Genomic DNA, 22,114 nt, shown 5'->3' on the forward strand with positions numbered 1-22,114 from the left:
GGGTGCCGGGACGAGGAGGTCAGGCCGTGCGCCGGGTGACGGTCACGGCCAGCAGGTCGCGCAGCGCGAGCAGCACCGGGGGGTCGAGGGTGCGCATCGGCTTGAGCTGAACGTCGGCGAGCTCGGTGTCCGTGCCGGGCTGGACCGTGATGGGCCCGTGGCGTCCGATGCACAGCGCCTCGTCGCCGCCGGGCGGGTGGTTGACGGCGTCCTCGCTGCCGGCGGCGGCGGACTGGGCGATCAGGTGCCATTGGCCTTCGGGGACGTCCTCCAGCACGTACGGTCCGGGTTGGCGGAGAATCGTGTATCTGATGGGGCGGCCTTCGAGGATCCGGTCGGGGAACAGGCCGGCGAAGATCGGCCGGTCCTTCAGCGGCGACGAGATGTCACCGCGGATCGTCATGGTCGCGGTTCCCGCCAGGACGCGGCGGTCGTCGGTGAGGAGCTGTGGCATGACGGTTTCAAGCTGGCGATATTTGCTCGGAGAGACACCCACGCTGCTGGTGAAACGTGAGCTGAAGGTGCCCACGCTGGAGTAGCCCACCCGATGGCTGATGTCCGTGACGGTCAACGAGGTCGAGGTGAGAAGCCTCTTGGCCTCGCGGAGCCGTACCGCCGACAGGAACCGGCCGGGTGACAGCCCGGTGACCCGCTGGAAGACACGGGAGAAATGAAATTTGCTGAACATCGCGGTGCGAGCCATGTCGTCAATGGTGATTTGATCACCTAGGTTGTCGTTCATGCTCTCGACGACTCGCAGGACGGCTTGCTCGATTACGTCGTTCATTACTCCTCCCGGGTATTGAAGGCGTCATCTCGATTAACTTTTGATTGACATGGCGAGAAAGTTCGCCGTGTGCCCACGGCCTGCACATGTCTTACGAACGGCCTGGCCGGTATGTGTCTCCGTGCGTCTGCTCGAACGTCTCTAAATAGCCCCGGCCGCCGTCGGCGGCTGATTCCGCGGGATTGAGCCGGCCGGCTTCGCCGCCCGTGACGGATATTGGCCTGTTCGTTTATTACACGCGTCGGCGCGTGCGAAAGGCTGCATGGCAGCGCAGATTTCTTTGTGAATATTCGATGTAGCCGGGAGGTTACGCAACGTACGCGAGTGTGCCGTGCATATGACCGGACGCATCCCGGCCTTTACGTGCGATCAATTGATATGAACGGACGAGGAATGGGGGGCACGGCGGGATGCCGCCGTGCGTTCGGCCGTGCGCGCGGGCAGGGGGCCTTCCCTGTGGTGGGGGCGTCGCCCGCGGGGACGGCCGGAGAGGGGCTCTCCGGACCTCACGCCGGTTACGGGGAGATGCGGATGCCCGTGGGCCGCGGTGGCGCGGCCGTGGCGGGGGAGCGGGTGCGTCGGCGGCCGCCTGATTCTCGGCAGAGGCGACGTGGAGGTTGCTTGTCGCCGGCAACCTTCCGCTGTTCGTCTCCGCACCGCTCACGCCGAGATCGTATGCACGCCCCGATGTCGCAGGAATCGATCTCGGCGGTTTCTGGGGTCCTTCGAATCGGAGTAAGGGGGGTTAGGGGGTGAATAGGGGTTGTCACCGGTAAACGGGACGGTCGATTCTGATGCCATTGGCTGGACGCCGTCGGCATGCCGTTTTCGCGTGCCGTTTTTCGGGGTGTGCGCCGCGGGCGGGGGCCGGTTGACGGTGATGGGGTGTGAACGGATGGCCGGGGTCCGCGAGGAGGAGTTCTCGCGTTATGTCAAGGAGGCCAGGCCAGGGCTGCGGCGGACGGCTTTTCTGCTCTCGTCGGACTGGTTCGAGGCCGACGATCTGGTGCAGCGGGCGTTGATCGCGATTCATGGGCGGTGGGAGAGCCTTGAGCATCGTGATCGGATCACGGGGTACGCGCGCACGATCATGATCCGGATGATCATCAGTGATCGCCGTTCTCATCGGTGGTCGCGTGAGGCACTGGCGGAGGTGCTTCCGGAGCCGGAGCCGGCCGGGGATCCGTATGTGCTGCTGGGTGACCGTCTGGTGCTGATGAGGGCGTTGACGGTGCTGGGGCCCCGGCAGCGGGCGGCGGTGGTCCTGCGGTATTGGGAGGACCGCAGCGTGGAGGAGACCGCACTGGTGATGGGGAGCGGGGGCTCGACGGTGCGCAGCCAGACGGCGCGCGCGTTGAGCACGTTGCGTTCGGTGCTGCGGGGCGAGTGACCGGGCCCCCGTCGTCCCGGGGGCGGGTGATCGGTGTCGCGGAATCGGGCGCCCGCCGTCCCCGGATCGGGTGATCGGCGGCGCGAGGCCGGGGAAAGGCAACGCAGAAGATGCACCGGCCTGACAGCGCCCGGACGATGGAGGTGACCTGAGCCGAACCCGAGGTGAGGAAACGCCTATGACGCCGCGAATCCGAGACGAAGACCAGGTCAGGACGATGACACTGGAAGCGTTCGCGGACACCATCGTCCCCGGTGAGAAGCGGTCGCCCGACGACAGGGCCGTCGCGGGCGCCGCCCCCGGCGGCGGCGCGGTGGCAGCCGGCGCCCTGGAGCTGCTGGAGTGGGACGCGACCGGGCTGAGTTCCGGACTGGACGAGTTCGCCCGCCTGCTGAACGGCCACGCGCAGGTGTACGCGACCGAGCACGAGCTGGCCTCCGACGAGTCGGTGCCGCCGTTCGTCGCGCTGCCCTTCGAGCACCGCACCGCCCTGGTGCAGCGGCTGACCACACCCGGCCACCCGGAGAAGGAGTTCTGGGTCAGCCTGGCCCTGTTCAGCAACATGGCCTTCGACTCGGCGGCCCACCTGCACACCGCCGACGCGCTCGCCGCCGGGCACCCCGGCCTGATCGCCATGGGCATCGAGCTGCCCGACCCCGACGGGCTGTGGCGCTTCCCCGCCTACTCCTACGGCCGGCCGCTGGCCCGGCTGCACCCGGACACGACCCCCTCAGGGAGCCCCGCATGACCAGCACCGAACGCACCGACGTCCTCGTGGTGGGCAGCGGCTTCGGCGGCGCGATCGCGGCCTACCACCTCGCCGCCGGCGGTGCGCGGGTCGTGGTGCTCGAACGCGGGCCGTGGCTGACGGGAAACGACTTCGACCACGACTTCAAGCTCGGGTCGTCCTACACGCGGGCCTTCGACTTCACCGTGGGCGACGGCATGAGCGTGCTCGGCGGCAACTGCGTGGGCGGCGGCAGCGTCGTCTACTTCGCCGCGATGCCCCGCGCGCCGCGCTTCGTCTTCGAACGCCACGGCAGCATCGGCAGGCGGATGTGGCCCTCGGCCGTCAGCCGCGACACCCTTGAGCCGTGGTACGACCGGGTGGAGGAGGCGATCCCGGTCACCAAGCAGGAGTGGAGCGACGTCAGCTACGCCGGAGGGCTGTGGGCCGCCGCCTGCGACCACGCGGGCCGTACAGCCAACCCGCTCCCGAGCGCCATCGACAACAGCAAGTGCGCCAACTGCAACTGGATGATGGCCGGCTGCCGCTTCGACGCCAAGCGGTCCCTGCTGTTCAACTACCTGCCGGGCGCGCTCGCGCACGGCGCGGAGGTCCGGCCGCTGCACGAGGTGCAGCACATCTCGCGGACCGACGACGGCGACTACCGGGTGCACTACAACGTCGTCGACGACGAGGACTACCGGATCCAGGCGGGCAGCGGCACGATCGACGCCAAGATCATCATTCTCGCGGCCGGCGCCGGCGCCACCCCCGTCATCCTGCAGCGCAGCGAGGCGACGCTCGGCACGATGCCGAACGCCGTGGGCAGATACTTCTCGGGCAACGGCGAGCGGCTCAACACCGCCGTCCTCAACGAGGACAAGGTGCGCGAGGTCCTCGGCCTGAGCCGGGGGGACGGCCTGGCCTACGAGGCCAACCAGATCGGCAAGGGGCCGACGGTGGCCAGCTGGGACCGCCTCGACGGCTCGCTGCCGGAGTACTCCCGCTTCTCGCTGGAGCAGCTCTACTTCCCGCCGGGCCTGGGCACCATCCTCGCCCAGGTGCCCGGCGCGACCGGCCCGAGCTGGTTCGGCGTGGACAAGAAGGAGCTTCTCAAGCGCTGGCGCTCCTGGCTGATCATCTTCCAGATGACCGAGGACGACAACGAGGGGGTGTTCGGCCCGCCCCCCGCCACCGGCAACGCCGATCGGATCTCGCAGCAGATGCTCGGAGTCGGCCGGCTCCGGTACAACCCGACGGCCAACACGCTGCGCGGCTGGGCCGAGGCGGACGCCGAGGTGAAGGACATCCTGGAACGCGACGGGCTGGCCGAGGTGGCGGCGTGGACCAACGACGTGGTCGGCGCCTACACCGTGCACCCGCTGGCGTCCTGCCGTGTCGGCGACGACCCGGACACCTCCGCGCTCGACGACCGCAACGAGCTGCGGGGGCACCCGGGCATCTTCGTCACCGACGGCTCCGCCGTACCGGGGGCGCTCACCGTCAACCCGGCGATGACCATCGCCGCGCTCGCCGAGCGCGCCATCCCCGGCATCGTGCAGGCGGCACAGCAGCGGGGCGTGAACGTCACCTACGGCGCGCCGTCGCCGGACGGAGCCACCAGCGGGCGGCAGGGAGCGGCCCGGTTGGTGCCCACCCTGCTGCACAGATAGCGAAGGAGCAGGCGATGGGCAGGATCCTCACCCCGGTGGCACGGCGGAGCGCGCTGTCTCAGGTCCGCCATGTCTCCCCGGTCAGACCAGGCGCCGCACGGGATCTCGTCGCGGGAGTCTACGAGCAGGCAGAACGGGACTTCGGCATGCTGGCGCCGCCGGTGATCCTGCACTCACCCGCCCCGGAGTCCCTCGCGGCCTGCTGGCTGATGCTGCGGGAGTCGCTCCTCGCACACGGGACGGTCAACAGGGCGATCAAGGAGATGGTCGCCGCCGCGGTGTCGCTCGGCAACACCTGCCCGTACTGCGTGGACGTGCACAGCGCGACGTTGGGCGGTCTCGCGCGGGGACGCTACGCCGCCGAGATCGCCGGCGACCGCATCGAGGCGATCGCCGATCCCGGCGTGCGCCGGATCGCCGCGTGGGCACGGGCGAGCGGCACGAGGGAGACGGCGGCCCGGCACGACCTGCCGCTGCCGGCCGAACAGGTCGCGGAGCTGGTCGGGGTGGCGGTCACCTTCCAGTACTTCAACCGCATGGTCAACGTCTTCCTCGACGAGTCCCCGGTGCCGCCGCAGGTGCCCGCCGGGGTCCGCCCCGGGCTCATGCGGCTGCTCGGGCTGTTCATGAGGCCTGCGGCCCGCAGGGTTCACCCCCCGGGCGCCTCCGTCGACCTGCTGCCGGCCGCGCCGCCGCCGTCCGACCTGTCCTGGTCGGACGGTACGGCCAACATCGCCGAGGCCTTCGCCCGCGCTGCCGCCGCCATCGACCGGGGCGGGCGCCGCTCGGTGCCGGAACCCGTCCGCGACCTGGTCACCGCCGAGCTGGCCGGGTGGAACGGCGCGCCGACCGGCCTCAGCCGCGCCTGGGTCACCGACGCGGTGGCCGGCCTGCCGGCCGCCCAGCGCCCGGCGGGACGTCTGGCGCTGCTGACGGCCATGGCCTCCTACCAGGTGGACCAGTCGGTCATCGACGAGTTCCGCCGCGTGCAGCCCGGCGACCGGGCGCTCATCGAGCTCGCCTCGTGGGCGAGCCTGGCCGCGGCGCGCCGGATCGGAAGCTGGGCGCCGCCGGTCCGCCCCGACGGCCCGCGCCAGGCGGCTCCGGAGGGCTGCCCGGTCGCCGCGCGGATCTCCTGACCGCCTCACGGCGGTGCCGGCCCCGTTTTCCCGTGGTGCCGGCGCCGCCTTTCGGTGATGCCCGCCGGAGCCCGGCGCGGGCCGCCGGTCGAATACACCGGCGACCGCACCGTGAATACGGGACGCCGGGACCACAGGGCATAAAGGGAGAAGACAGCGATATTCCTCCGATGCATTCTTTAGATAACGCATTCCAGTGATGCCGTCGGCGAGCGGGGTGTCCATTGCTCCACGCGCGCCGCTGACCGGACCGGCACGCCGGGAATTGCTCTGCAGCCTCGAACAATTCGATCTCCAAGTGAGAGGACAGGCGTGTGAGCGACCTGGACAACGTGCTCAGGGACCTGACCAGGGAGGGCGACGACGTCGACCGCCTGGTGGCCGATCTCGCCCCAGAGCAGTGGGCGCTGCCCACCCCCGCAACCGGATGGACGATCGCCGACCAGATCGCCCACCTGATCTTCATCTTCCGGCTGGCCGGGACCGCGGCCTCCGACGCCGACGCGTTCAAGGCCATGATCGCCGGCGCCGAGCACGATTTCGACGGGGCGGTCAACGCCGCGCTCGCCGACTACAAGGACGTCCCGCCGGAGGTGCTGCTGGCCCGCTGGCGTGCCGAGCGCGCGGCCACGGTCCGGGCGCTCGCCGCCGTGCCGGCGGGCCAGACGGTCCCCTGGCTGGTCAACCCACTGCCGCCCGTCATCCTCGCGTGCGCCGGGATCATGGAGACGTTCGCCCACGGGCAGGACATCGCCGACGCGCTCGGGGCGGAGCGGGAACGGACCGACGGACTCAAGCACCTGGTCCTGTTCGCCGTGCTGACCAGGGACTTCGGCTACCTGTCGCGGGGCCTGACCCCGCCGGCCACCGAATTCCGCTTCGAGATCACCGGCCCGTCCGGGGAGCTGTGGGCGTTCGGCCCCGAAGACTCGCCGGAGCGGGTCTCCGGGCCCGCCGCCGACTTCTGCCTGCTCGTGACCAGGCGCCGGCACCGCGACGACCTCGAGGTCGTCGCCTCCGGCGCGGAGGCCGACGCGTGGCTGGACATCGCTCAGGCCTACCGTGGGCCGGCCGGCGCGGGCCGTTCTCCCGGCCAGTTCGCGGTCGCCCGGCGATAGGCCACCCGCTGCGGACCGTGACGGGCGGCACGCGCCAGGCATGCCCCCCCGCGCGATCTCCACGACGCGCCCCCGGAGGACGCCGGCACGGGACGACGCCGTCCCGTGCCGGCGTCCGTCCGCGTGCCGCGGCCGATGGCCCGAGCCGTTCCGGGCGGCCGTGCCGGGATTTCCCCATATTGTTTTACACCGCAATCCGGGAGATGCCCGGCGCGGCGGCGGGATGCCAAAGTCAGGCGATGGGATGGATGCCCGGCCGCCGGCCATGACATACCGCGTCAACCCATCGCTTCATTGGTCCCAAGATGGGGAAGGTACGTCAATGGTGGCGTCAACACAACAAATCGAGAAACCAGTCGAGAAAGCATCCGTCACCCAGAATCCCCGCCTGCCGTCATTGACGGGAATGCGGTTCGTCGCCGCGGCGATGGTCTTTTTCTTCCACGTCGTGTGGCTGGCGAACATGTTCGGCTCGCCGGAGGCCAAAGTCGTCCTGGAGACGCTCTTCGGCCGGCTCGGGTTCGTCGGGGTGGGCTTCTTCTTCGTGCTCAGCGGCTTCGTCCTCGCCTGGTCGGTCCGTACCAAGGACAGGACGCCGGCGTTCTGGCGGCGGCGGTTCTTCAAGATCTACCCGAGTCACCTGGTCACCTACGTCGCCGCCTTCCTGCTCGTCACCCTGGTGGCGCAGCAGACCATCAGCGGCGAGGCCGGGATACTCAACCTCCTGCTGCTGCACGCGTGGTTCCCGCAGATGGACATCAGGTTCAGCGTCAACCCCATCGCCTGGTCACTGGCCTGTGAGGCGCTGTTCTACCTCATGTTCCCGCTCCTGATGCGCTACATCCGCCGGATCAGGCCGGAGCGGCTCTGGGCCTGGGCGGCCGGGGTCGCGGTGGTCATCCTCGCCGTCCCGGTCGTGGCCGGCCTGCTGCCGTACCAGATGCGGTTCCCGTCCCCGGCGGTGACGGACACCGCGCACTGGTTCATCTACACGTTCCCGCCGGTGCGGATGCTGGACTTCGTGTTCGGCATCCTGCTGGCCCGCATGGTCATGACCGGCCGGAAGCTCCCGCTCGGCCTCGGCGGTTCCGTGGCGCTCGGCGTGATCGTGTACGCCCTGACCCCGCTGCTTCCGGGGGGTTACTCCCTCGGCCCCACCATGGTCGTCCCCCTCGGCCTCGTCATCGCCGCCGCCGCCGCCAACGATGTGAAGGAGCTCCCGTCGTGGCTGTCGGGCCGCGTCATGGGCTGGCTGGGCGAAGTGTCCTACGCCTTCTATCTGTGGAACGCCCTGGTGCTGGTCTACGGCCACAAGTTGCTCGCCGACAGCCAGGGCCTGAGCACTCCGCTCGCGATCGGCATGGTCGCGCTGCTCTTCGGGGTGACCCTGCTGCTGTCCTGGCTGCTCTTCTCCCTGGTCGAACGCCCGATCATGCGCCGCTTCGCGACGTCGCGGCGCCGCCGGGCCGGGGAGCCGCAGAGCGTCGCCCGCCGGGGATCCGGCGGCTGACCGCTCCGTCGGGACGGTCCGTTCCCCTCTCACGAGACCGTCCCGGCGCCCGCGTTCCGGCTCGTCCGGACAGCACCTGATCGGGCCGGAAGGCGCACCCACCGCCTTCCGGCCCGTACGCGTTCCCGCGCCGGCGATATCCGCCGCCGTCCCGCTCGCACGCGTTCCCGTTCCCGTGACGTCCGCCATCGTCTTGCTTGCACGCGTTCCCGTTCCCGTGACGTCCGCCATCGTCTTGCTTGCACGCGTTCCCGCGCCCATGACGTCCGCGATCGTCCCGCTTACACGCGTTCCCGGGCCGGCGCCCGCGAGGTCCGCCATCTGTCGTGAGCCGCGCGCACCCGCTCCCACAGCGCCTCGCGCTCGGTGTCCGGCACATCGGTGAGGGTGACCCCGAAGCGTCCGGCGAGGGTCGCGTACCACTCGGCGGCGCTGCCCAGCTCCCACCTGCCGGCGTCGGCGCCGACCCGGGTCAGGACGCAGCCGCGCAGCAGGTCGCTGCCGGTGGCGTCACGGCGGTAGGCCGTCAGGACGCGGGTGAAACGGGAGGCGGGCGAGGTGGTCAGCTCGACGTGCCGGGCGGTGAAGTCGGCCATGGTGGCCTGCTCGACGACGAAGTCCATCGCGACGAAGCTGCCGTCCGGGTCGTGGTCGAAGCGCCACCCCCGCGGCTCGACCGGTGACGGGCGCAGCCCGTAGGTGAACGGGCCCTGCCGGTAGGTGCCGGTCACCAACGGCAGCGGTTCGTGGAGCCCGTCTCCGAGGCCGACGTCGACGAACCAGGAGCCGCCGGGGTTCTCCGGGCCGGGCAGCCCGTGAACGGTCACCGCCAGGTGGTTGGCGTCGGCGCCGGGCGCGGGCTGGTCGTGGGCGAGCTGGACGCCGCCCCGGTGCCGGCGCACCTGGTAGCCGAGCGCCGCCAGCAGGGCCGAGAAGGCGCCGTTGAGGTGCATGCAGTAGCCGCCCCAGCCATGGCGCACGATCCGGTCGGCGGAGGCGGACGGGTCGATCGTCGTCGGCCGGCCGAGGTGGATGTCGGCCGTCTGGTAGGCGACCCGCTCGACGTGCGCCCGGTGCAGCGATCTCAGCGCGCCGACGGAGGGCGGACCCGGATGGGGCACGCCCAGCCTCGCGAGGTAACCGGTGACATCGACGGCGTCGTGACTGAGGAAACGGTCGTCAACGGTGAAATCGACCGGCGTACTGATTGAGTCCAACATTTCTCCCCCTTTTTAGGGCGACGGATTGTTCTCGCACAGACGACGATCCGCGTTCCACGCCCCGCCGGCCATGCTGACCAGGGGCATCAAGCGGGCATTCCGGTGGCCTTCTCCGGCCGGCCGGGCAGTCGGGGGCGCAGGGCGAGGAGACGATGTTTCTCCGGGATCGCCGCCGTCATGAGGTCCATGCGTTTGTCGAGAGACGCGGGGAATTCCCGGTGCCGCAGGAATTCCCCGCCCGTGCGGGAACGGCTCTGCCGTACAGGGCCGGATGCGCCGGGCGGGAACGGACCGGCCCGGGGGATGACGGCGGCGTGGCCGGCGACGCTACCCGATCGAGACCGGGAGCCAGTTGTGGCCGCGCGCGAGCCACCGGGCGCGGAAGGTGGGGGTTCCGGCGACGGCGAGCTTCGGGAAGCGGCGGAGCAGCATGGGCAGGGCCACCTGCGCCTCCATCCGGGCGAGAGGCGCTCCCACGCAGTAGTGGATGCCGCCGGCGAAACTCAACGGCTGGATGTCCGGGCGGTCCGGGTCGAAGCGGTCGGGCTGGGGGAAGCGCCGGGGGTCCCGGTTGCCGGCGGCCATGAGGACCAGCACCTTGGTGCCGGCGGGCACCGCCGTGCCCATCAGGTTCACATCGGCCCCGGCCCAGCGGCTGGTGGCCTGCACCGGCGGTTCGAACCGCAGGGTCTCCTCCACGTAGTTGACCGTGAAGTCCGGATCCACGCACAGCCGGGCACGGAAGTCGGGGCGTTCGAGAGCCTGCAGCACCCCGTGGCCGAGCAGGTGGGTCGTCGTGTCGAACCCGGCGTTCAGCAGCAACGTCAGATTGCCCATCAGCTCGTCCTGGCTGAGCCGGTCACCGTCGCTGTCGCGCACCTGGACCAGCGCGCTGACCAGGTCGTCCGACGGGGTACGGCGGCGGCGGTCGATCAGCTCACCCAGGTACGCCGACAGCTCGTCCACCGCGGCGTCCGCCCGGGCGAGCTCGGACAGCGTGGTGAGCCCCTCCAGGGCGATCATCACGTCCGCCGCCACAGCGCGGAACCAGACCTGGTCCCCCTCGGGAACCCCCAGCATCTCGCTGATCACCGCGACGGGGAGCCGGAAGGCGAACTCGTTCATCAGATCCATCGGCGACCCGTCCGCGCCGATCTCCGCCAGGCGGTCGAGCAGCTGGTCGGTCATCCGCTCCACCGCGGGCCGGAGCTCCGCCACCCGGCGGGCGGTGAACGCGCCGGTCACCAGGCGCCGCATCCGCGCGTGGTCGGGCGGGTTGGTGAACAGCATGGAGTTGGTGAACCCGCGCAGCGAGGAGTGCGAGCGCCATTCCGGGTAGACGATGTCGTAGCTGCTGGCGTCCTGGACTCTGAACTGAGGCTCCCGGAGGGCCCGGGAGCATTCGGCGTAGCCGACGGCGGCTATCAGGCCCTCCCTGACCTGCACCAGATCTCCGTGCGCCCGTATCGCCTCGTAGAGGGGATAGGGATTCAGGCGCCCCTCCGGGGCCACCATGGCTGCGATCGCCTCATCCGGCTGCATCACGTACACAGTCATCGGGATCTCCTTCTTCCGCAGGCCCACCCGGACCTGCCTTCGACGCTCGGCTCGGACCAGTGCGGCAACCGCCTCGTGCGGGGCCGGATCACGCCTCGGCGCGTGCCGCGCGCACGGGCGCGCCCGCACGGTCACCCAACGGTCAGTTCCAGGACCGACAACGTGCCGGCCGCGTGCACCGCCACCGGCCGGAGCCCGCAGCCGGCCGCCAGCGCGGTCAGCTCGTCCACCCCGCGCTCCTTGCCGCCGCAGTAGACGAGCATCCGCAGGTCCATTCCGGTGTGCGGAGCGCCGCCGCCGGCGTCGACGCTCTCCACGACGAACACCCTTCCGCCGCTGCCCGCCGCCTCCGCGCAACGCCGCAGAATCGCCCGGGCGGCGGTGTCGTTCCAGTCATGGAGGATCCACGACAGCAGGTACCCCCCGGCGCCCGGCGGCAGCGGGTCGAAGAAGCTCCCGCTGACCACGTCGGCGCGGTCGACCAGGCCGGCCGCCGCCAGCGCCTTGCGCGCGGCCTCGGCGGTGCCCGGCAGATCCACGACCGTGCCCCGCAGGTCCGGATGGCCGGTCAGCAGCGCGGTCAGCAGCGAACCGTCGCCGCCGCCGACGTCGACCACGTGTCCCAGCGACCCCCAGTCGTAACACGACAGGAGCTCGGGCACCCGGGTCGGGACGTTGGCGCTCATCCACGCGTCGAAGGAGGCGCCCTGTGCCGGATTCGCCGCCAGGTCCTCCCAGAACGAGCGGCCGAACTGCAGCGAATAGGAGGCCTCACCGGTGCGGACGCTGTGCAGGAGCTGAGCGAAGGCCAGCTCGGCGCGGCCGGCGCCGTCGATGTCGAGCAAGGCGCGCATGCCGGAAGGATGATCATCACGCAGTGCCGCCCCCTGGGCGGTCAGATCGTAACGCCCCGAATCGTCGCGACTCAGGATCCCCCGGGCGGCGAGGTAGCGCATCAGCCGCTCCAGCGCGTCGGCGTCGGCCCGCACCGCCTCGGCCAGCTCGGGCGCGGTGCGCAGGCCGGCCACGATGTGGTCGGCGATCCGCAGAGTAGCCGCCGTACGCAACGCCATCGGCGTCCCAAGGTGCGCCATCGCCCACAATCCGGCGCCCGCTCCGTCCTCATCGGACAACACGCGTTCCTCCTTCGTAACGACCGCAGACCGGCAGGACCCGCAGCGTCGGCAAGTCACCCCGCGGCGCGGGATACGCGCTTCATCGTCACGCCGGAGCGCGCCGCGGCGCATCTTTCTGAGTGCGGCATATTCCGGAGTGCGGCACAGCCGTCTTATGGCGCCGGCCGGCGCCGCTCGTCGATACCCGCGGCGGGGCGCGAGCCGTTCGAAAACAGCGCAGGCCGTACGGCGTGCGCCGGCCGGCGAGCCTGCGCGGCCCCGTACGGAGCCATTCGGCGCCTAATGGCAGGAAGTGGTTACCCGCGAACAGCTTGCTGACTTACGTCTGTCTGGCCCGTGGGCCGCGAAACGCGCAGGATTTGTTTTGCGAGAACAAATACAGAGACCGATGAGACAGAGAAAGGTCGGCAGTAATATGGTAATCGTAATGGACACGGACGCCACTTCCGCGGAAATCCAGTCGATTGTCGAGCTGGTGGAGACGGCGGGCGGTGAGGCGTTCGTCAGCCGCGGTGTCAGCCGCATCGTCATCGGCCTGGTCGGCGACATCGACCACTTCGCCATGATGAACCTGGGGGGCATGCCGGGGGTCCGCGACGTCGTGCGGATCTCGGCGAAGTACAAGCTGGTCAGCCGCGAACACCACCCCGACCGGTCGGTGGTGCGGGTCGGGGGAGTGTCGATCGGCCCGCAGACCGTCACGTTGATCGCCGGCCCCTGCGCGGTCGAGACACCGGACCAGACGCTCGCCGCCGCCCGGATGGCCCAGGCGGCCGGCGCGACGCTCCTGCGGGGCGGCGCGTTCAAACCCCGCACCTCTCCCTACGCCTTCCAGGGCCTGGGGGAGCGGGGGCTGCAGATCCTCGCCGAGGTCCGGCAGGAGACCGGGCTGCCGATCGTCACCGAGGTCGTGGGAGCGCACGATGTCGCCATGGTCGCCGACTACGCCGACATGCTGCAGGTCGGCACCCGCAACATGCAGAACTTCACCCTCCTGCAGGCCGTCGGAGAGGCCGGGAGGCCGGTGCTGCTCAAGCGGGGGATGAACGCCACGATCGAGGAGTGGCTGATGGCGGCGGAGTACATCGCCCAGCGCGGCAACCTCGACATCGTCCTGTGTGAACGCGGCATCCGCACCTTCGAGCCCGCGACGCGCAACACGCTGGACATCTCCGCGGTCCCGGTGGCCCAGCGGCTGTCGCACCTGCCGGTCATCGTCGACCCCTCGCACTCCGGGGGCCGCCGCGACCTGGTCCTGCCGCTCAGCCGGGCGGCCGTCGTGGCGGGCGCCGACGGCATCATCGTCGACGTGCACCCGCAGCCCGACATCGCGCTGTGCGACGGCCCGCAGGCGCTGGTCGACGACGACCTGCGCGAGCTCGCCCGCACGATGGAGGACCTGGCCGGCTTCATGGGCCGTCACCTGGCCACGCAACGGGACCTCGTAGCCGCCTGATCCGCGCGGCCAGGGCACTTCGGGAGAGCTGATGAATTCGACCACAGTCCGCCGCGTCACGGTCCTCGGCACCGGTGTGATCGGGACCTCGATCGCCCTCGCCCTGCGACGGGCCGGCATCCACGTCGCGCTGTCCGACCAGGACGTCGCTTCGCTGGCGACAGCGGAATGCATGGGTGCCGGTATCGCCCTGATGCCCGACGACCCCCCGGCCGACCTGGTGGTCATCGCCACCCCGCCGTCCACGGTCGTCAGCGTGCTGCGTGACGCCCAGGCCCGCGGGCTGGGCGCCGTCTACACCGACGTCGCCAGTACCAAGGCCCGCATCTCGGCCGATGCCGAGCTCGCCGGATGCGACCTCACCTCCTACGTCCCCGGGCATCCGATGGCCGGCCGCGAGCTGTCGGGGCCCCACGCGGCGCACGCGGACCTGTTCGCCGGACGGCCGTGGGCGCTGTGCCCGCACCCGGCGACGTCGCCCGAGGCCGTGCGGGTGGTGGCCGAGATGGTCGCGGTGTGCGGGGGAGCGGCCAGGATCCTCGCGCCCGACGCGCACGACCGGGTCGTCGCGGCGGTCTCGCACGCGCCGCACCTGGTGTCCGCGGCGCTCGCGGCCCGGTTCGCCGGTGCCGACGCGACCACCCTCTCGCTGGTGGGCAGGGGCCTGCAGGACACGACCCGGATCGCGACGGGTGCGCCCGGTCTCTGGTGCGACATCCTGGAGCAGAACGCCGAGTCGGTCGCCACGGTGCTGGATGCGGTGGTACGGGATCTGACCGAGGCCGCGTCCGCGCTGCGGAGATCCGACCGCGCCCGATCCGGCGCGCTGGCCGACCTGCTCACCCGGGGTAACCGCGGCCGCGAGCACATAGTCGCCGCGTGACCGCCGGGAAAGGCCTGCCGGCCCGGGAAAAGGCGCACGCCCCGGGAAAAGGTGTGTGACCGGGGGGAAAGAGCGGTGCGGTCGGGGATCGCAATCCGGAAGATGCGTCGATGAGCGGGCGGATGACACGCTGCCTGTGTAGCTGGAATCGAGGGGAAAGCCGGCGCGACAGCGGAGAAGGGCTTCGAATTCGGAGACCCCGGGCCGGCCTACTCATCGATGTGGTCCGCATTGAATAGCTTTGAGCCTCAAAAGGAGGAAGACGATTCGAATTCCTTTCCCGCCTCGACGACTGCAGACGTCGGGGCGGAAAGGGGCGTGACCACCCGGCTCGGGAGTCGATCCCCCGGCTCGGCAGACGGGGCTCAACCGCCACCGGACACCCTTCCAGAATTCCTGCTCCGTCCTCGATACCCGTGACGCGTTTCGCTGGTGTGTTGGCACCCCGACTTGCCCTACCGACGAGATCTTGGAGAGATCCATGGAGATTCGCTGCCCCGTCGCCCTCGACACCACCGGCCGGGACATCCACGCTGAAGCCGCCGGCCTGCGGGCGCAGGGCCCCGCGACGCAGGTGGAGCTCCCCGGTGGCGTGCTCGCCTGGTCGATCAACAGCCACGCCGTGATCAAGCAACTGCTGACCGACCCGCGGGTCACCAAGAGCGCCCGCAACCACTGGCCGGCCTTCATCAACGGAGAGATCCCGCCGGACTGGGAGATGATCAGCTGGATCGCGATGGACAACATGGTCACCGCGTACGGCAAGGACCACATCCGCCTGCGCAGGCTGGTCGGCAAGGCGTTCACGCCGCGCCGTACCGAGGCGATCCGGCCGCGGATCGTGGAGCTGACCAACCAGCTCGTGGACGCCCTGGAGACCGCCGGCCCCGGCGAGGTGGTGGACCTGCGGGAGCGGTTCGCCTACCCGCTGCCCGCCCGTCTCGTGGCCGACCTGATCGGCATGTCCGAAGACGCCCGGGTGAAGACGGCCAAGGTCATCGACATGATGGTGGACACCACCGTCACCCCCGAGCAGGCCCAGGCCGTGCTGGCCGGCTGGCGGGGCGCGATGGAGGAGCTCATCGCCGCCAAGCGCCTGGAGCCGGGCGAGGACATCACCAGCGACCTGATCGCCGCCCGGGACGAGGACGGCTCGCGTCTGACCGAGGTCGAGCTGACCGACACGATCTTCGCGATCCTCGGCGCCGGCTCGGAGACCACGATCAACTTCTTCGACAACGCGATCACCGCGTTGCTCGCCCACCCCGACCAGCTCCAGCTCGTCAGGTCCGGGCTCGCCTCGTGGGACGACGTGATCGACGAGACCCTCCGGGTGGAGTCGCCCCTGGCGCACCTGCCCCTGCGCTACGCGGTCGAGGACATCGAACTGGACGGCGTGACGATTCCCCGGGGCGACCCGATCCTCGTCAACTACAGCGCGGTCGGGCGTGACCCAGCCCTGCACGGCACGGGCGCCGACAGCTTCGACATCACCCGCGCCGACAAGGAGCACCTGTCCTTCGGCCACGGCCCGCACTTCTGCCTCGGCGCCGGTGTGGCCCGCCTGGTGGCGACGGTCGGCCTGTCCACGCTGTTCGAGCGGTTCCCCGAGCTGAGCCTCGCCGTCGCCAAGGAGGACCTGGAGCCGCTGCCGACGTTCATCATGAACGGTCACCGCGCCCTGCCGGTCCGCCTGACCGCCCCGGTGGCCGTCGGAGCCGACGCCCGCTGACCGGCACACGAGGATCCGGCGGGCCCATCCGGAACACAGCACGTCAGAAGAAGCGCCGGAGGGCGGGCGGGCGAAGGATGGGCCCATGGGATCGCGCGGTGAGACCTCTGGACCACCGGGAGCGGGCCGGTCGGGCGATCGGCGTACGCGCGAAACGGCGGGCGGGCTGCCATGACGGGGCCCGCTCGCCGGACGATTTTTTTGCCCTTGACAAATATTGTTGTCGGTAGGACGATCGTCGCATGTTCCAGACGGTGATGACGGAGAACCCGGCAGGGCGGTCGCCGGACACCGTGTGACAACCGACATTCACGATGACAGTACGAGGAGATCAGAATGAGGAAGATCGCCGCAGGTCTGTTCGTGTCGCTGGACGGCGTCACGGAGTCGCCGGAGAAGTGGCACTTCACCTACTTCAGCGACGAGATGGGGGCGGCGGTCGGCGCGCAGATGGCCGCGGCCGACACGATGCTGCTGGGACGGCGGACCTACGAGGAGTTCGCCGGCTACTGGCCGAGCCAGGCCGGCACCGGCAACCAGCTCGCGGACCAGATGAACGACACGCCCAAGCTGGTCGTCTCCACGACCCTGGACACGGTCGAGTGGCAGAACTCGACCCTGATCAAGGACAACGTCGTCGAGGAGCTCACCAAGCTGAAGGAGCAGCCCGGCAAGGACATCTCGATCACCGGAAGCGCCACCCTGGTCCGCTCGCTCCTGCGCGCCGGCGTGCTCGACGAACTGCGGCTGCTGGTCCACCCGATCGTCGTGGGCTCCGGCAAGCGCCTCTTCGAGGACGGCGGCGACCAGGTGCCCCTGAAGCTCATCGACTCCCAGACCTTCAGCACGGGCGTCCTCTACCTCACCTACGCGCCGGCAGACAAGTAAGGCAACCGTGCCGTCGGTGACCCGGCGGCCCCGCTCGGTCGCCCGGCCGGGCAGACCGTCTCCCCGGGACGCCGGGCACCACCGACCGAAAGGACAACGCGCCATGGCTACCAAGTCCGTCGCACAGAAGCTGCTCATCAAGCCGGACACCGCCGTCTGGTCCTCGGACTCCTCCTACCTGGAGCTCATCCAGCCGCTCCCGGAGAACGTGCACCAGGCGGACGGGCCGGACCAGGCGGCGACCGCCCTCATCTTCGCCCAGAACGCCGGCTCGCTGCGCGACATCCTCAGCGCGCAGGAGGGGCGGCTGGGCCGGCCGAACGCCCTGTGGGTGGCCTACCCCAAGGCGAACCGGGCCGACATCAATCGTGAGAGCCTGGCCACGATCATGGTCGAGCACGGGATGCGCCCCATCGGGCAGGTGTCGGTGGACGACACGTGGTCCGCGATGCGCTTCCGCCCCGCCGACTAATGCTCCGTTCCTCATAGCGGGTAGATGCCCTGAGCGCGGGCGGTGGCGGTCGGACTGTCCAGCGTCCACTCGGCGGGGCCGCTCTCCTCATCTGCGGCCGGGTCCCCGGCCTCGTCGCGGACCGGCCGTCCGGGCGGGGCCGAACGCGCCGGCGCGATGAGTTTCCCGCGTCCGACCTCGGTGATGCGTGGCTTGCGTCCCGCTCCGGGCCGGTCGCCGAGCCCGGCCGGGCCCTCGGCGTTGAACCGGCCGATCCGCTCGCGCACGGTCTGCATGTGACAGCCCAGCTTGGCCGCGATGGCGCTGGTGCGCAGGCCCTGCCGGCTGAATCGGGAACGCGGCACTGGTAGGCCGAGGGCAGGCGACGAGCGCTTCGACGATAGGCCATCACCCGTACCCGACGATCATGTCGCCGATCGGCAACGGCGGAATCTGCAACTCTTGGGTTGCTCCTGGCGAGTTGACGTGCAACCATGGAGTTGCGTCTGACAGCCGTATAGGAGGCATGATGAGCGAGGACCGGATAGAACGCGACATCTTGATCGAGGCATCCCTGGAGCGGGTGTGGTCGCTGGTGGCCGTGCCCGGGTTCTGGGTGGCCGATGAGGCGAGCGTGGCGGGCACCGTGGCCAGGGAAGGTATGTCGCTGGTCGCGAAGAATCCCGATCTGGGGGAGTTTTCGGTCCGTGTGGAGAAGGCAGAGCCGCCGACGTACGTGGCCTACCGCTGGGCCGGCGCGTTCCCCGGGGAAGAACCGAGTGCGGACAATAGCACTCTGGTGGAATTCACGCTGAGCACGGAGAGCGGCAAGACTCGTCTGCGCGTCGTCGAGAGCGGGTTCGCAGCACTGAGCCTGTCCGAGGATCAGCGCGAACAGGCGGTGCGGTCCAACTCCGATGGCTGGCCCCAGGTGTTCGACGCGGTCAAGAATCGCGCCGAACAGGCCAAGTGACCGCAGCGGAAGGTCGCGGCCCCGTCGAGGGAGTCGACGGTGTCCTGACCGCGCTGGCCGACCCGACGCGACGTCAGCTGCTTGATCTGCTCGCCGCGCGGGGCGCGGCTACCGCGACCATGCTCGCCGAACGGCTGCCCATCTCGCGGCAGGCGGTGGTCAAGCATCTCGCCGTCCTGGACGCCGCCGGACTGGTTTCCGGCGGCCGGGTGGGACGGGAGGTGCGGTACGCGGTGACGCCTGCGGCGCTTGATGCGACGGCGCGGTGGATGTCCGCGCTCGCCGCCGACTGGGATCGGCGCTTGGCGACGATCAAACGCCTCGCCGAGGCAGCCGAACGGGAAGAGAGCTAGCTCACCAAGTAGTACGTGTACGACCCCTGCCCGGTCACCCGGCCATTGTGGTGAGTGGATTCCGAGGGCAGGCCTGGAAAAGCGCGCTCACGGCACACCCCCTACCGCGGGGTGTCCTGAGCGCGTCCTGAAGCCGAGCGAAGCGGGGATACGGCGGGATGCCGGACACGCCCTGCCTGCCGCCGCGCGCGCCACGGTCGACCGCAATCCGACGGTCGATGCGGAAAGAGATCCGCGACAACGCCCAGGGGACCTGTCTTCGATCGGCCAGTCCGGCCTGATGGCGTGCTGCCCGCCACCCCATACCGGGTTCTTGAGAAAAGGAACCGTCTCTTGACTACCGCCACGACCTCGTCACCCCGCTTCACCGGACGGCAGCGGTTGATCCTGCTGGTCCTGTTAGGCGCGGGGTTCATGCTGTCCGTCGACTTCTCCATCCTGAACGTCGCACTGCCCGAGGTGGGCCAGGGCGTCGGGCTGGAGCTGACGGCGCTGCCCTGGATCGCCTCCGCCTACGCCCTGCCCGCGGCGGGCTTCACGCTCCTGTGCGGACGGTTGGCCGACCTGTTCGGCCGCCGCCGGCTCTTCCTCGCGGGCATGGTCCTGCTGGCCGTGGCCTCGCTGCTCGGCGGCTTCGCCACCTCTCCCGAGGTACTCCTGGCCGCCCGCGCCCTTCAGGGCCTGTCCACCGCCTTGTCCGTCCCGGCCTCGCTGTCCCTGCTCACCACCACGTTCCAGGAGGGCGCGACGCGTGATCGGGTCCTGGGCCTGAACGGCGCGCTGCTGTCCGGCGGCTTCACCATCGGCGCCCTGGTCGGCGGCACTCTGGTCAGTTTGCTGAGCTGGCGTACCGCGTTCTTCGTCAACGTGCCCGTGGCTGTGATCATCCTCGTCCTCACGCCGTTCCTGATCAGCGAGAGCAAGATGCCCGATCGGGGCAAGCTGGACGTCCTTGGCGCGATCACCGTGACCGGCGGTCTGCTGGCCGTCGTCTACGCCATCATCGAGCAGAGCATCCCCGCCGGTGCCATCGGCATCGTGCTGCTGGCCGCGTTCTGGCTGATCGAACTACGCGCGGCCGCCCCGCTCGCCCCGCTCCGCATCCTCAAGCGGCAGACCGTCAAGTGGGGCAACTACGCCGGTCTCGTGGTGTTCACCATGGAAACCGCGATGATCTTCCTGGTGACGCTGTACCTCCAGAACGTCCTCACCTTCGACCCGCTCATCACCGGCCTGATCTTCGGTGTTCCGGGACTGGCGGCGGTGCTGGCAGGCCCGATCGCCGGCCGCCTCATCGGCCGCTACGGCTACCGCAAAGTCCTGCCCGCCGGCCTGGCCGTACAAGGACTCGCCACCGTCCCGCTGATCTTCGTGGGCTCCGGCCGCATAGGGCTGGCGCTGCTGATCCCCGCGCTGTTCATCGGCTTCTTCGGGCATGTGACGTCCATCGTGGCCTACACCGTCACCAGCACGTCCGGCCTGCCGAACGAGGAGCAGGGCCTGGCCACCGGTCTCACGACCATGACCCAGAACGTCGCCATCACGATCGGCATCCCGATCCTGAGCGCGATCGCCGCCACTCAATCCGCGGAACTGACCGGGATCCAACTGGCGCTGACCGTGAACGTGATCATCACGTTCGTCAGCGTCGTCCTCATCTGGATCGGCCTCCGGCCAACTGCCAGATGAGGCTTGGGGACACACCTTCGACCTGCACTTCTACAGCGCGCTGCGGGCCGGCCGCGCCGCGCTTCCCCACCTGAACGGCGGAACGGGCCGCCCAGCCTGCTGGGCGGCCCGTTCGCGTCGGCGGCCACGGTCACTCGATGTTGAACCGGGCCTTGGTGAGCTCCCGATTCGCCATGCTCTTGAGCACGACGGCGTATCCGGCGTGGCTGTGCAGCGTGGACATGTCACGCCACACACGTTCGATGCGGTCACCGTGGCGGACCGAGCTGGAACCGGCGGTGGGGAACAGCTCCCCCTCGACCGCTCGCCAGCACAGCCGGACCACCTCCCGGCTGATGGTGGCGAGCCGCCATTCCTGTTCCCTGGTGAACGCCTCCGGGCCCTCGGCGCACGTGTCACGCCATTGCTGGATCCCGTTCAGGAGAGCGGCCTCGGCCGTGCTGATCATTCCGGTGGCCTCGCCGTACCTGAGCTGGAAGTCGGGATCCTCCACGCGCAGGACGATGGGCGGGTAGATCGTCGTCCGGGTCAGCATCAGGTCCTCGTAGGCGTCGAGCGCTCCCTTCGCCATGCCCACCGCGAGGGCGCCGAGTTCGAGCAGCATGAAGCTGAGCGGCCCGCCCCCGTACTCGGGATTGCCGTGCAGCGCGCGGCCCGGCGTGCCCTCGGTGACGGTGACCTGGCTCATGTGGAAACCGCGGGTGAAGTGGTCGGGGACGCGCCCGTTGTCGATGGCGACGCTGTGCGATCCGCTCCCCTTCAGACCCAGCTGCTGCCCCCAGTCGTCCAGGCGCTTCCACTGGTCGCGCGGGGCGATGAACAGCAGAGGGGCCGGCGGCTGCCCGTCCGCCTGCGGCACGAGGGTGTGACCGATGAAGTGCGTGGCGTACGGCGAGCCGGAGGCGTAGGACCAGACGCCGTTGATCACCCAGCCGTCGGCCGTACGCTCGGCGGTGCCGCTGGGCGCCACCGTGGCGGGGCAGATGAAGTCACCGGAGCTGAAGAGCTCGGCCTGCGCCCGCTCGTCGAACAGCGTGGCCACCGCGAGCGCGTGCGCGGCGCCGAAGAGGTACATCCAGCCGGTCGACGGGCAGCCTCGCGCGAGCGCCATCGCCACGCGCAGGAACGTGTCGGTCCCGAACTCGTAGCCGCCGTAACGCCGGGGGACCAGGATCCGGTAGAAACCGGCCCTGGCGAACTCCTCGTGGGTGTCCTGCGCGTAGAAGGTGCGCCGTTCGGTCTCGGCCTGGCGGCCGATCAGGGTCGGTGCGATCGCCTCGGCCCTCGCGATGATCTCCGCCGGAGTGAGGCGCGGCTCGGGCGGGGAAGGAAATGCGTGTTCGGGAACACTGGTGACGGCTGTCATTGCTGCGCACATCCCCTATCTCGGATGGTTGGCTCACGAGCGGTGACACGGTGGCCGCGTCGCGGG

At 70.1% G+C, this 22,114-nt stretch carries 20 protein-coding genes; 14 read left to right on the top strand and 6 right to left on the bottom strand.

The window, feature by feature from the left end:
* Positions 1-19 precede the first annotated feature (19 nt).
* A complete protein-coding gene (locus tag BM085_RS38325; RefSeq protein ID WP_245789941.1) occupies positions 20-703 on the bottom strand; it encodes a helix-turn-helix transcriptional regulator in 684 nt (227 codons plus the stop codon).
* 847 nt (positions 704-1,550) lie between these two features.
* Here BM085_RS38325 and BM085_RS38330 point away from each other — a divergent pair.
* The 6 genes from BM085_RS38330 (at position 1,551) to BM085_RS38355 (ending at position 8,344) form a co-directional block, all read left to right on the top strand.
* Positions 1,551-2,177: a SigE family RNA polymerase sigma factor gene (locus tag BM085_RS38330; protein ID WP_245789942.1), complete on the top strand. Its 627-nt coding sequence runs from the start codon at positions 1,551-1,553 to the stop codon at positions 2,175-2,177.
* A 217-nt stretch (positions 2,178-2,394) separates the two neighbouring features.
* Positions 2,395-2,925, top strand: a complete 531-nt coding sequence (locus BM085_RS38335; protein ID WP_245789943.1) for a DUF5987 family protein — start codon at positions 2,395-2,397, stop codon at positions 2,923-2,925.
* Positions 2,922-4,577 (top strand): FAD-dependent oxidoreductase, encoded by a 1,656-nt coding sequence (locus BM085_RS38340; RefSeq protein WP_093891677.1) that lies wholly within the window; start codon positions 2,922-2,924, stop codon positions 4,575-4,577. The genes BM085_RS38335 and BM085_RS38340 overlap by 4 nt, the downstream gene beginning before the upstream one ends.
* Before the next feature lie 14 nt (positions 4,578-4,591).
* Complete coding sequence (locus BM085_RS38345) at positions 4,592-5,716, top strand: carboxymuconolactone decarboxylase family protein (RefSeq protein WP_093891678.1); 1,125 nt, start codon at positions 4,592-4,594, stop codon at positions 5,714-5,716.
* Between the two features lie 314 nt (positions 5,717-6,030).
* On the top strand, positions 6,031-6,834 hold the full coding sequence (locus BM085_RS38350) for a TIGR03084 family metal-binding protein (protein ID WP_093891679.1): 804 nt from the start codon (positions 6,031-6,033) through the stop codon (positions 6,832-6,834).
* A gap of 406 nt (positions 6,835-7,240) precedes the next feature.
* Positions 7,241-8,344, top strand: coding sequence for an acyltransferase family protein (locus tag BM085_RS38355; RefSeq protein ID WP_177245484.1), 1,104 nt, complete (start codon positions 7,241-7,243; stop codon positions 8,342-8,344).
* A gap of 281 nt (positions 8,345-8,625) precedes the next feature.
* Here the strand turns inward: BM085_RS38355 and BM085_RS38360 are convergent, their stop codons facing one another.
* From BM085_RS38360 to BM085_RS38370, 3 genes are all read right to left on the bottom strand, one after another.
* Positions 8,626-9,564: an arylamine N-acetyltransferase family protein gene (locus BM085_RS38360; protein ID WP_093891681.1), complete on the bottom strand. Its 939-nt coding sequence runs from the start codon at positions 9,562-9,564 to the stop codon at positions 8,626-8,628.
* Between the two features lie 327 nt (positions 9,565-9,891).
* On the bottom strand, positions 9,892-11,121 hold the full coding sequence (locus BM085_RS38365; RefSeq protein ID WP_081937702.1) for a cytochrome P450: 1,230 nt from the start codon (positions 11,119-11,121) through the stop codon (positions 9,892-9,894).
* A gap of 131 nt (positions 11,122-11,252) precedes the next feature.
* Positions 11,253-12,257, bottom strand: a complete 1,005-nt coding sequence (locus tag BM085_RS38370) for a methyltransferase (protein WP_093891682.1) — start codon at positions 12,255-12,257, stop codon at positions 11,253-11,255.
* A 415-nt stretch (positions 12,258-12,672) separates the two neighbouring features.
* Between BM085_RS38370 and aroF the strand changes: the two genes are divergently transcribed.
* The 5 genes from aroF (at position 12,673) to BM085_RS38395 (ending at position 17,688) form a co-directional block, all read left to right on the top strand.
* Positions 12,673-13,713, top strand: coding sequence for a 3-deoxy-7-phosphoheptulonate synthase (gene aroF / locus BM085_RS38375; protein WP_093891683.1), 1,041 nt, complete (start codon positions 12,673-12,675; stop codon positions 13,711-13,713).
* 31 nt (positions 13,714-13,744) lie between these two features.
* A complete protein-coding gene (locus BM085_RS38380; RefSeq protein WP_093891684.1) occupies positions 13,745-14,596 on the top strand; it encodes a prephenate dehydrogenase in 852 nt (283 codons plus the stop codon).
* Between the two features lie 481 nt (positions 14,597-15,077).
* Positions 15,078-16,328: a cytochrome P450 family protein gene (locus BM085_RS38385; RefSeq protein WP_093891685.1), complete on the top strand. Its 1,251-nt coding sequence runs from the start codon at positions 15,078-15,080 to the stop codon at positions 16,326-16,328.
* Between the two features lie 336 nt (positions 16,329-16,664).
* Positions 16,665-17,216, top strand: coding sequence for a dihydrofolate reductase family protein (locus tag BM085_RS38390; RefSeq protein ID WP_093891686.1), 552 nt, complete (start codon positions 16,665-16,667; stop codon positions 17,214-17,216).
* Positions 17,217-17,319: 103 nt separating this feature from the next.
* A complete protein-coding gene (locus BM085_RS38395) occupies positions 17,320-17,688 on the top strand; it encodes a thioredoxin domain-containing protein (protein ID WP_093891687.1) in 369 nt (122 codons plus the stop codon).
* Between the two features lie 11 nt (positions 17,689-17,699).
* Here the strand turns inward: BM085_RS38395 and BM085_RS47610 are convergent, their stop codons facing one another.
* Entirely contained in the window at positions 17,700-18,032 is a 333-nt protein-coding gene (locus BM085_RS47610; RefSeq protein WP_143121260.1) for a helix-turn-helix domain-containing protein, read from the bottom strand.
* Between the two features lie 161 nt (positions 18,033-18,193).
* Here BM085_RS47610 and BM085_RS38405 point away from each other — a divergent pair, with 161 nt between their 5' ends.
* The 3 genes from BM085_RS38405 (at position 18,194) to BM085_RS38415 (ending at position 20,682) form a co-directional block, all read left to right on the top strand.
* Positions 18,194-18,640, top strand: coding sequence for an SRPBCC domain-containing protein (locus BM085_RS38405; protein ID WP_218158946.1), 447 nt, complete (start codon positions 18,194-18,196; stop codon positions 18,638-18,640).
* Complete coding sequence (locus BM085_RS38410) at positions 18,637-18,993, top strand: ArsR/SmtB family transcription factor (RefSeq protein ID WP_093891688.1); 357 nt, start codon at positions 18,637-18,639, stop codon at positions 18,991-18,993. Before BM085_RS38405 ends, BM085_RS38410 begins: the two co-directional genes overlap by 4 nt.
* Before the next feature lie 333 nt (positions 18,994-19,326).
* On the top strand, positions 19,327-20,682 hold the full coding sequence (locus BM085_RS38415; RefSeq protein ID WP_218158947.1) for an MFS transporter: 1,356 nt from the start codon (positions 19,327-19,329) through the stop codon (positions 20,680-20,682).
* A 130-nt stretch (positions 20,683-20,812) separates the two neighbouring features.
* On the opposite strand, the gene BM085_RS38420 is transcribed toward BM085_RS38415, so the two are convergent.
* Positions 20,813-22,048, bottom strand: a complete 1,236-nt coding sequence (locus tag BM085_RS38420) for an acyl-CoA dehydrogenase family protein (RefSeq protein ID WP_093891689.1) — start codon at positions 22,046-22,048, stop codon at positions 20,813-20,815.
* Between the last annotated feature and the right edge of the window lie 66 nt (positions 22,049-22,114).

It is taken from the genome of Streptosporangium canum (assembly GCF_900113865.1).
GTDB classification, from domain to species: Bacteria; Actinomycetota; Actinomycetes; order Streptosporangiales; family Streptosporangiaceae; genus Streptosporangium; species Streptosporangium canum.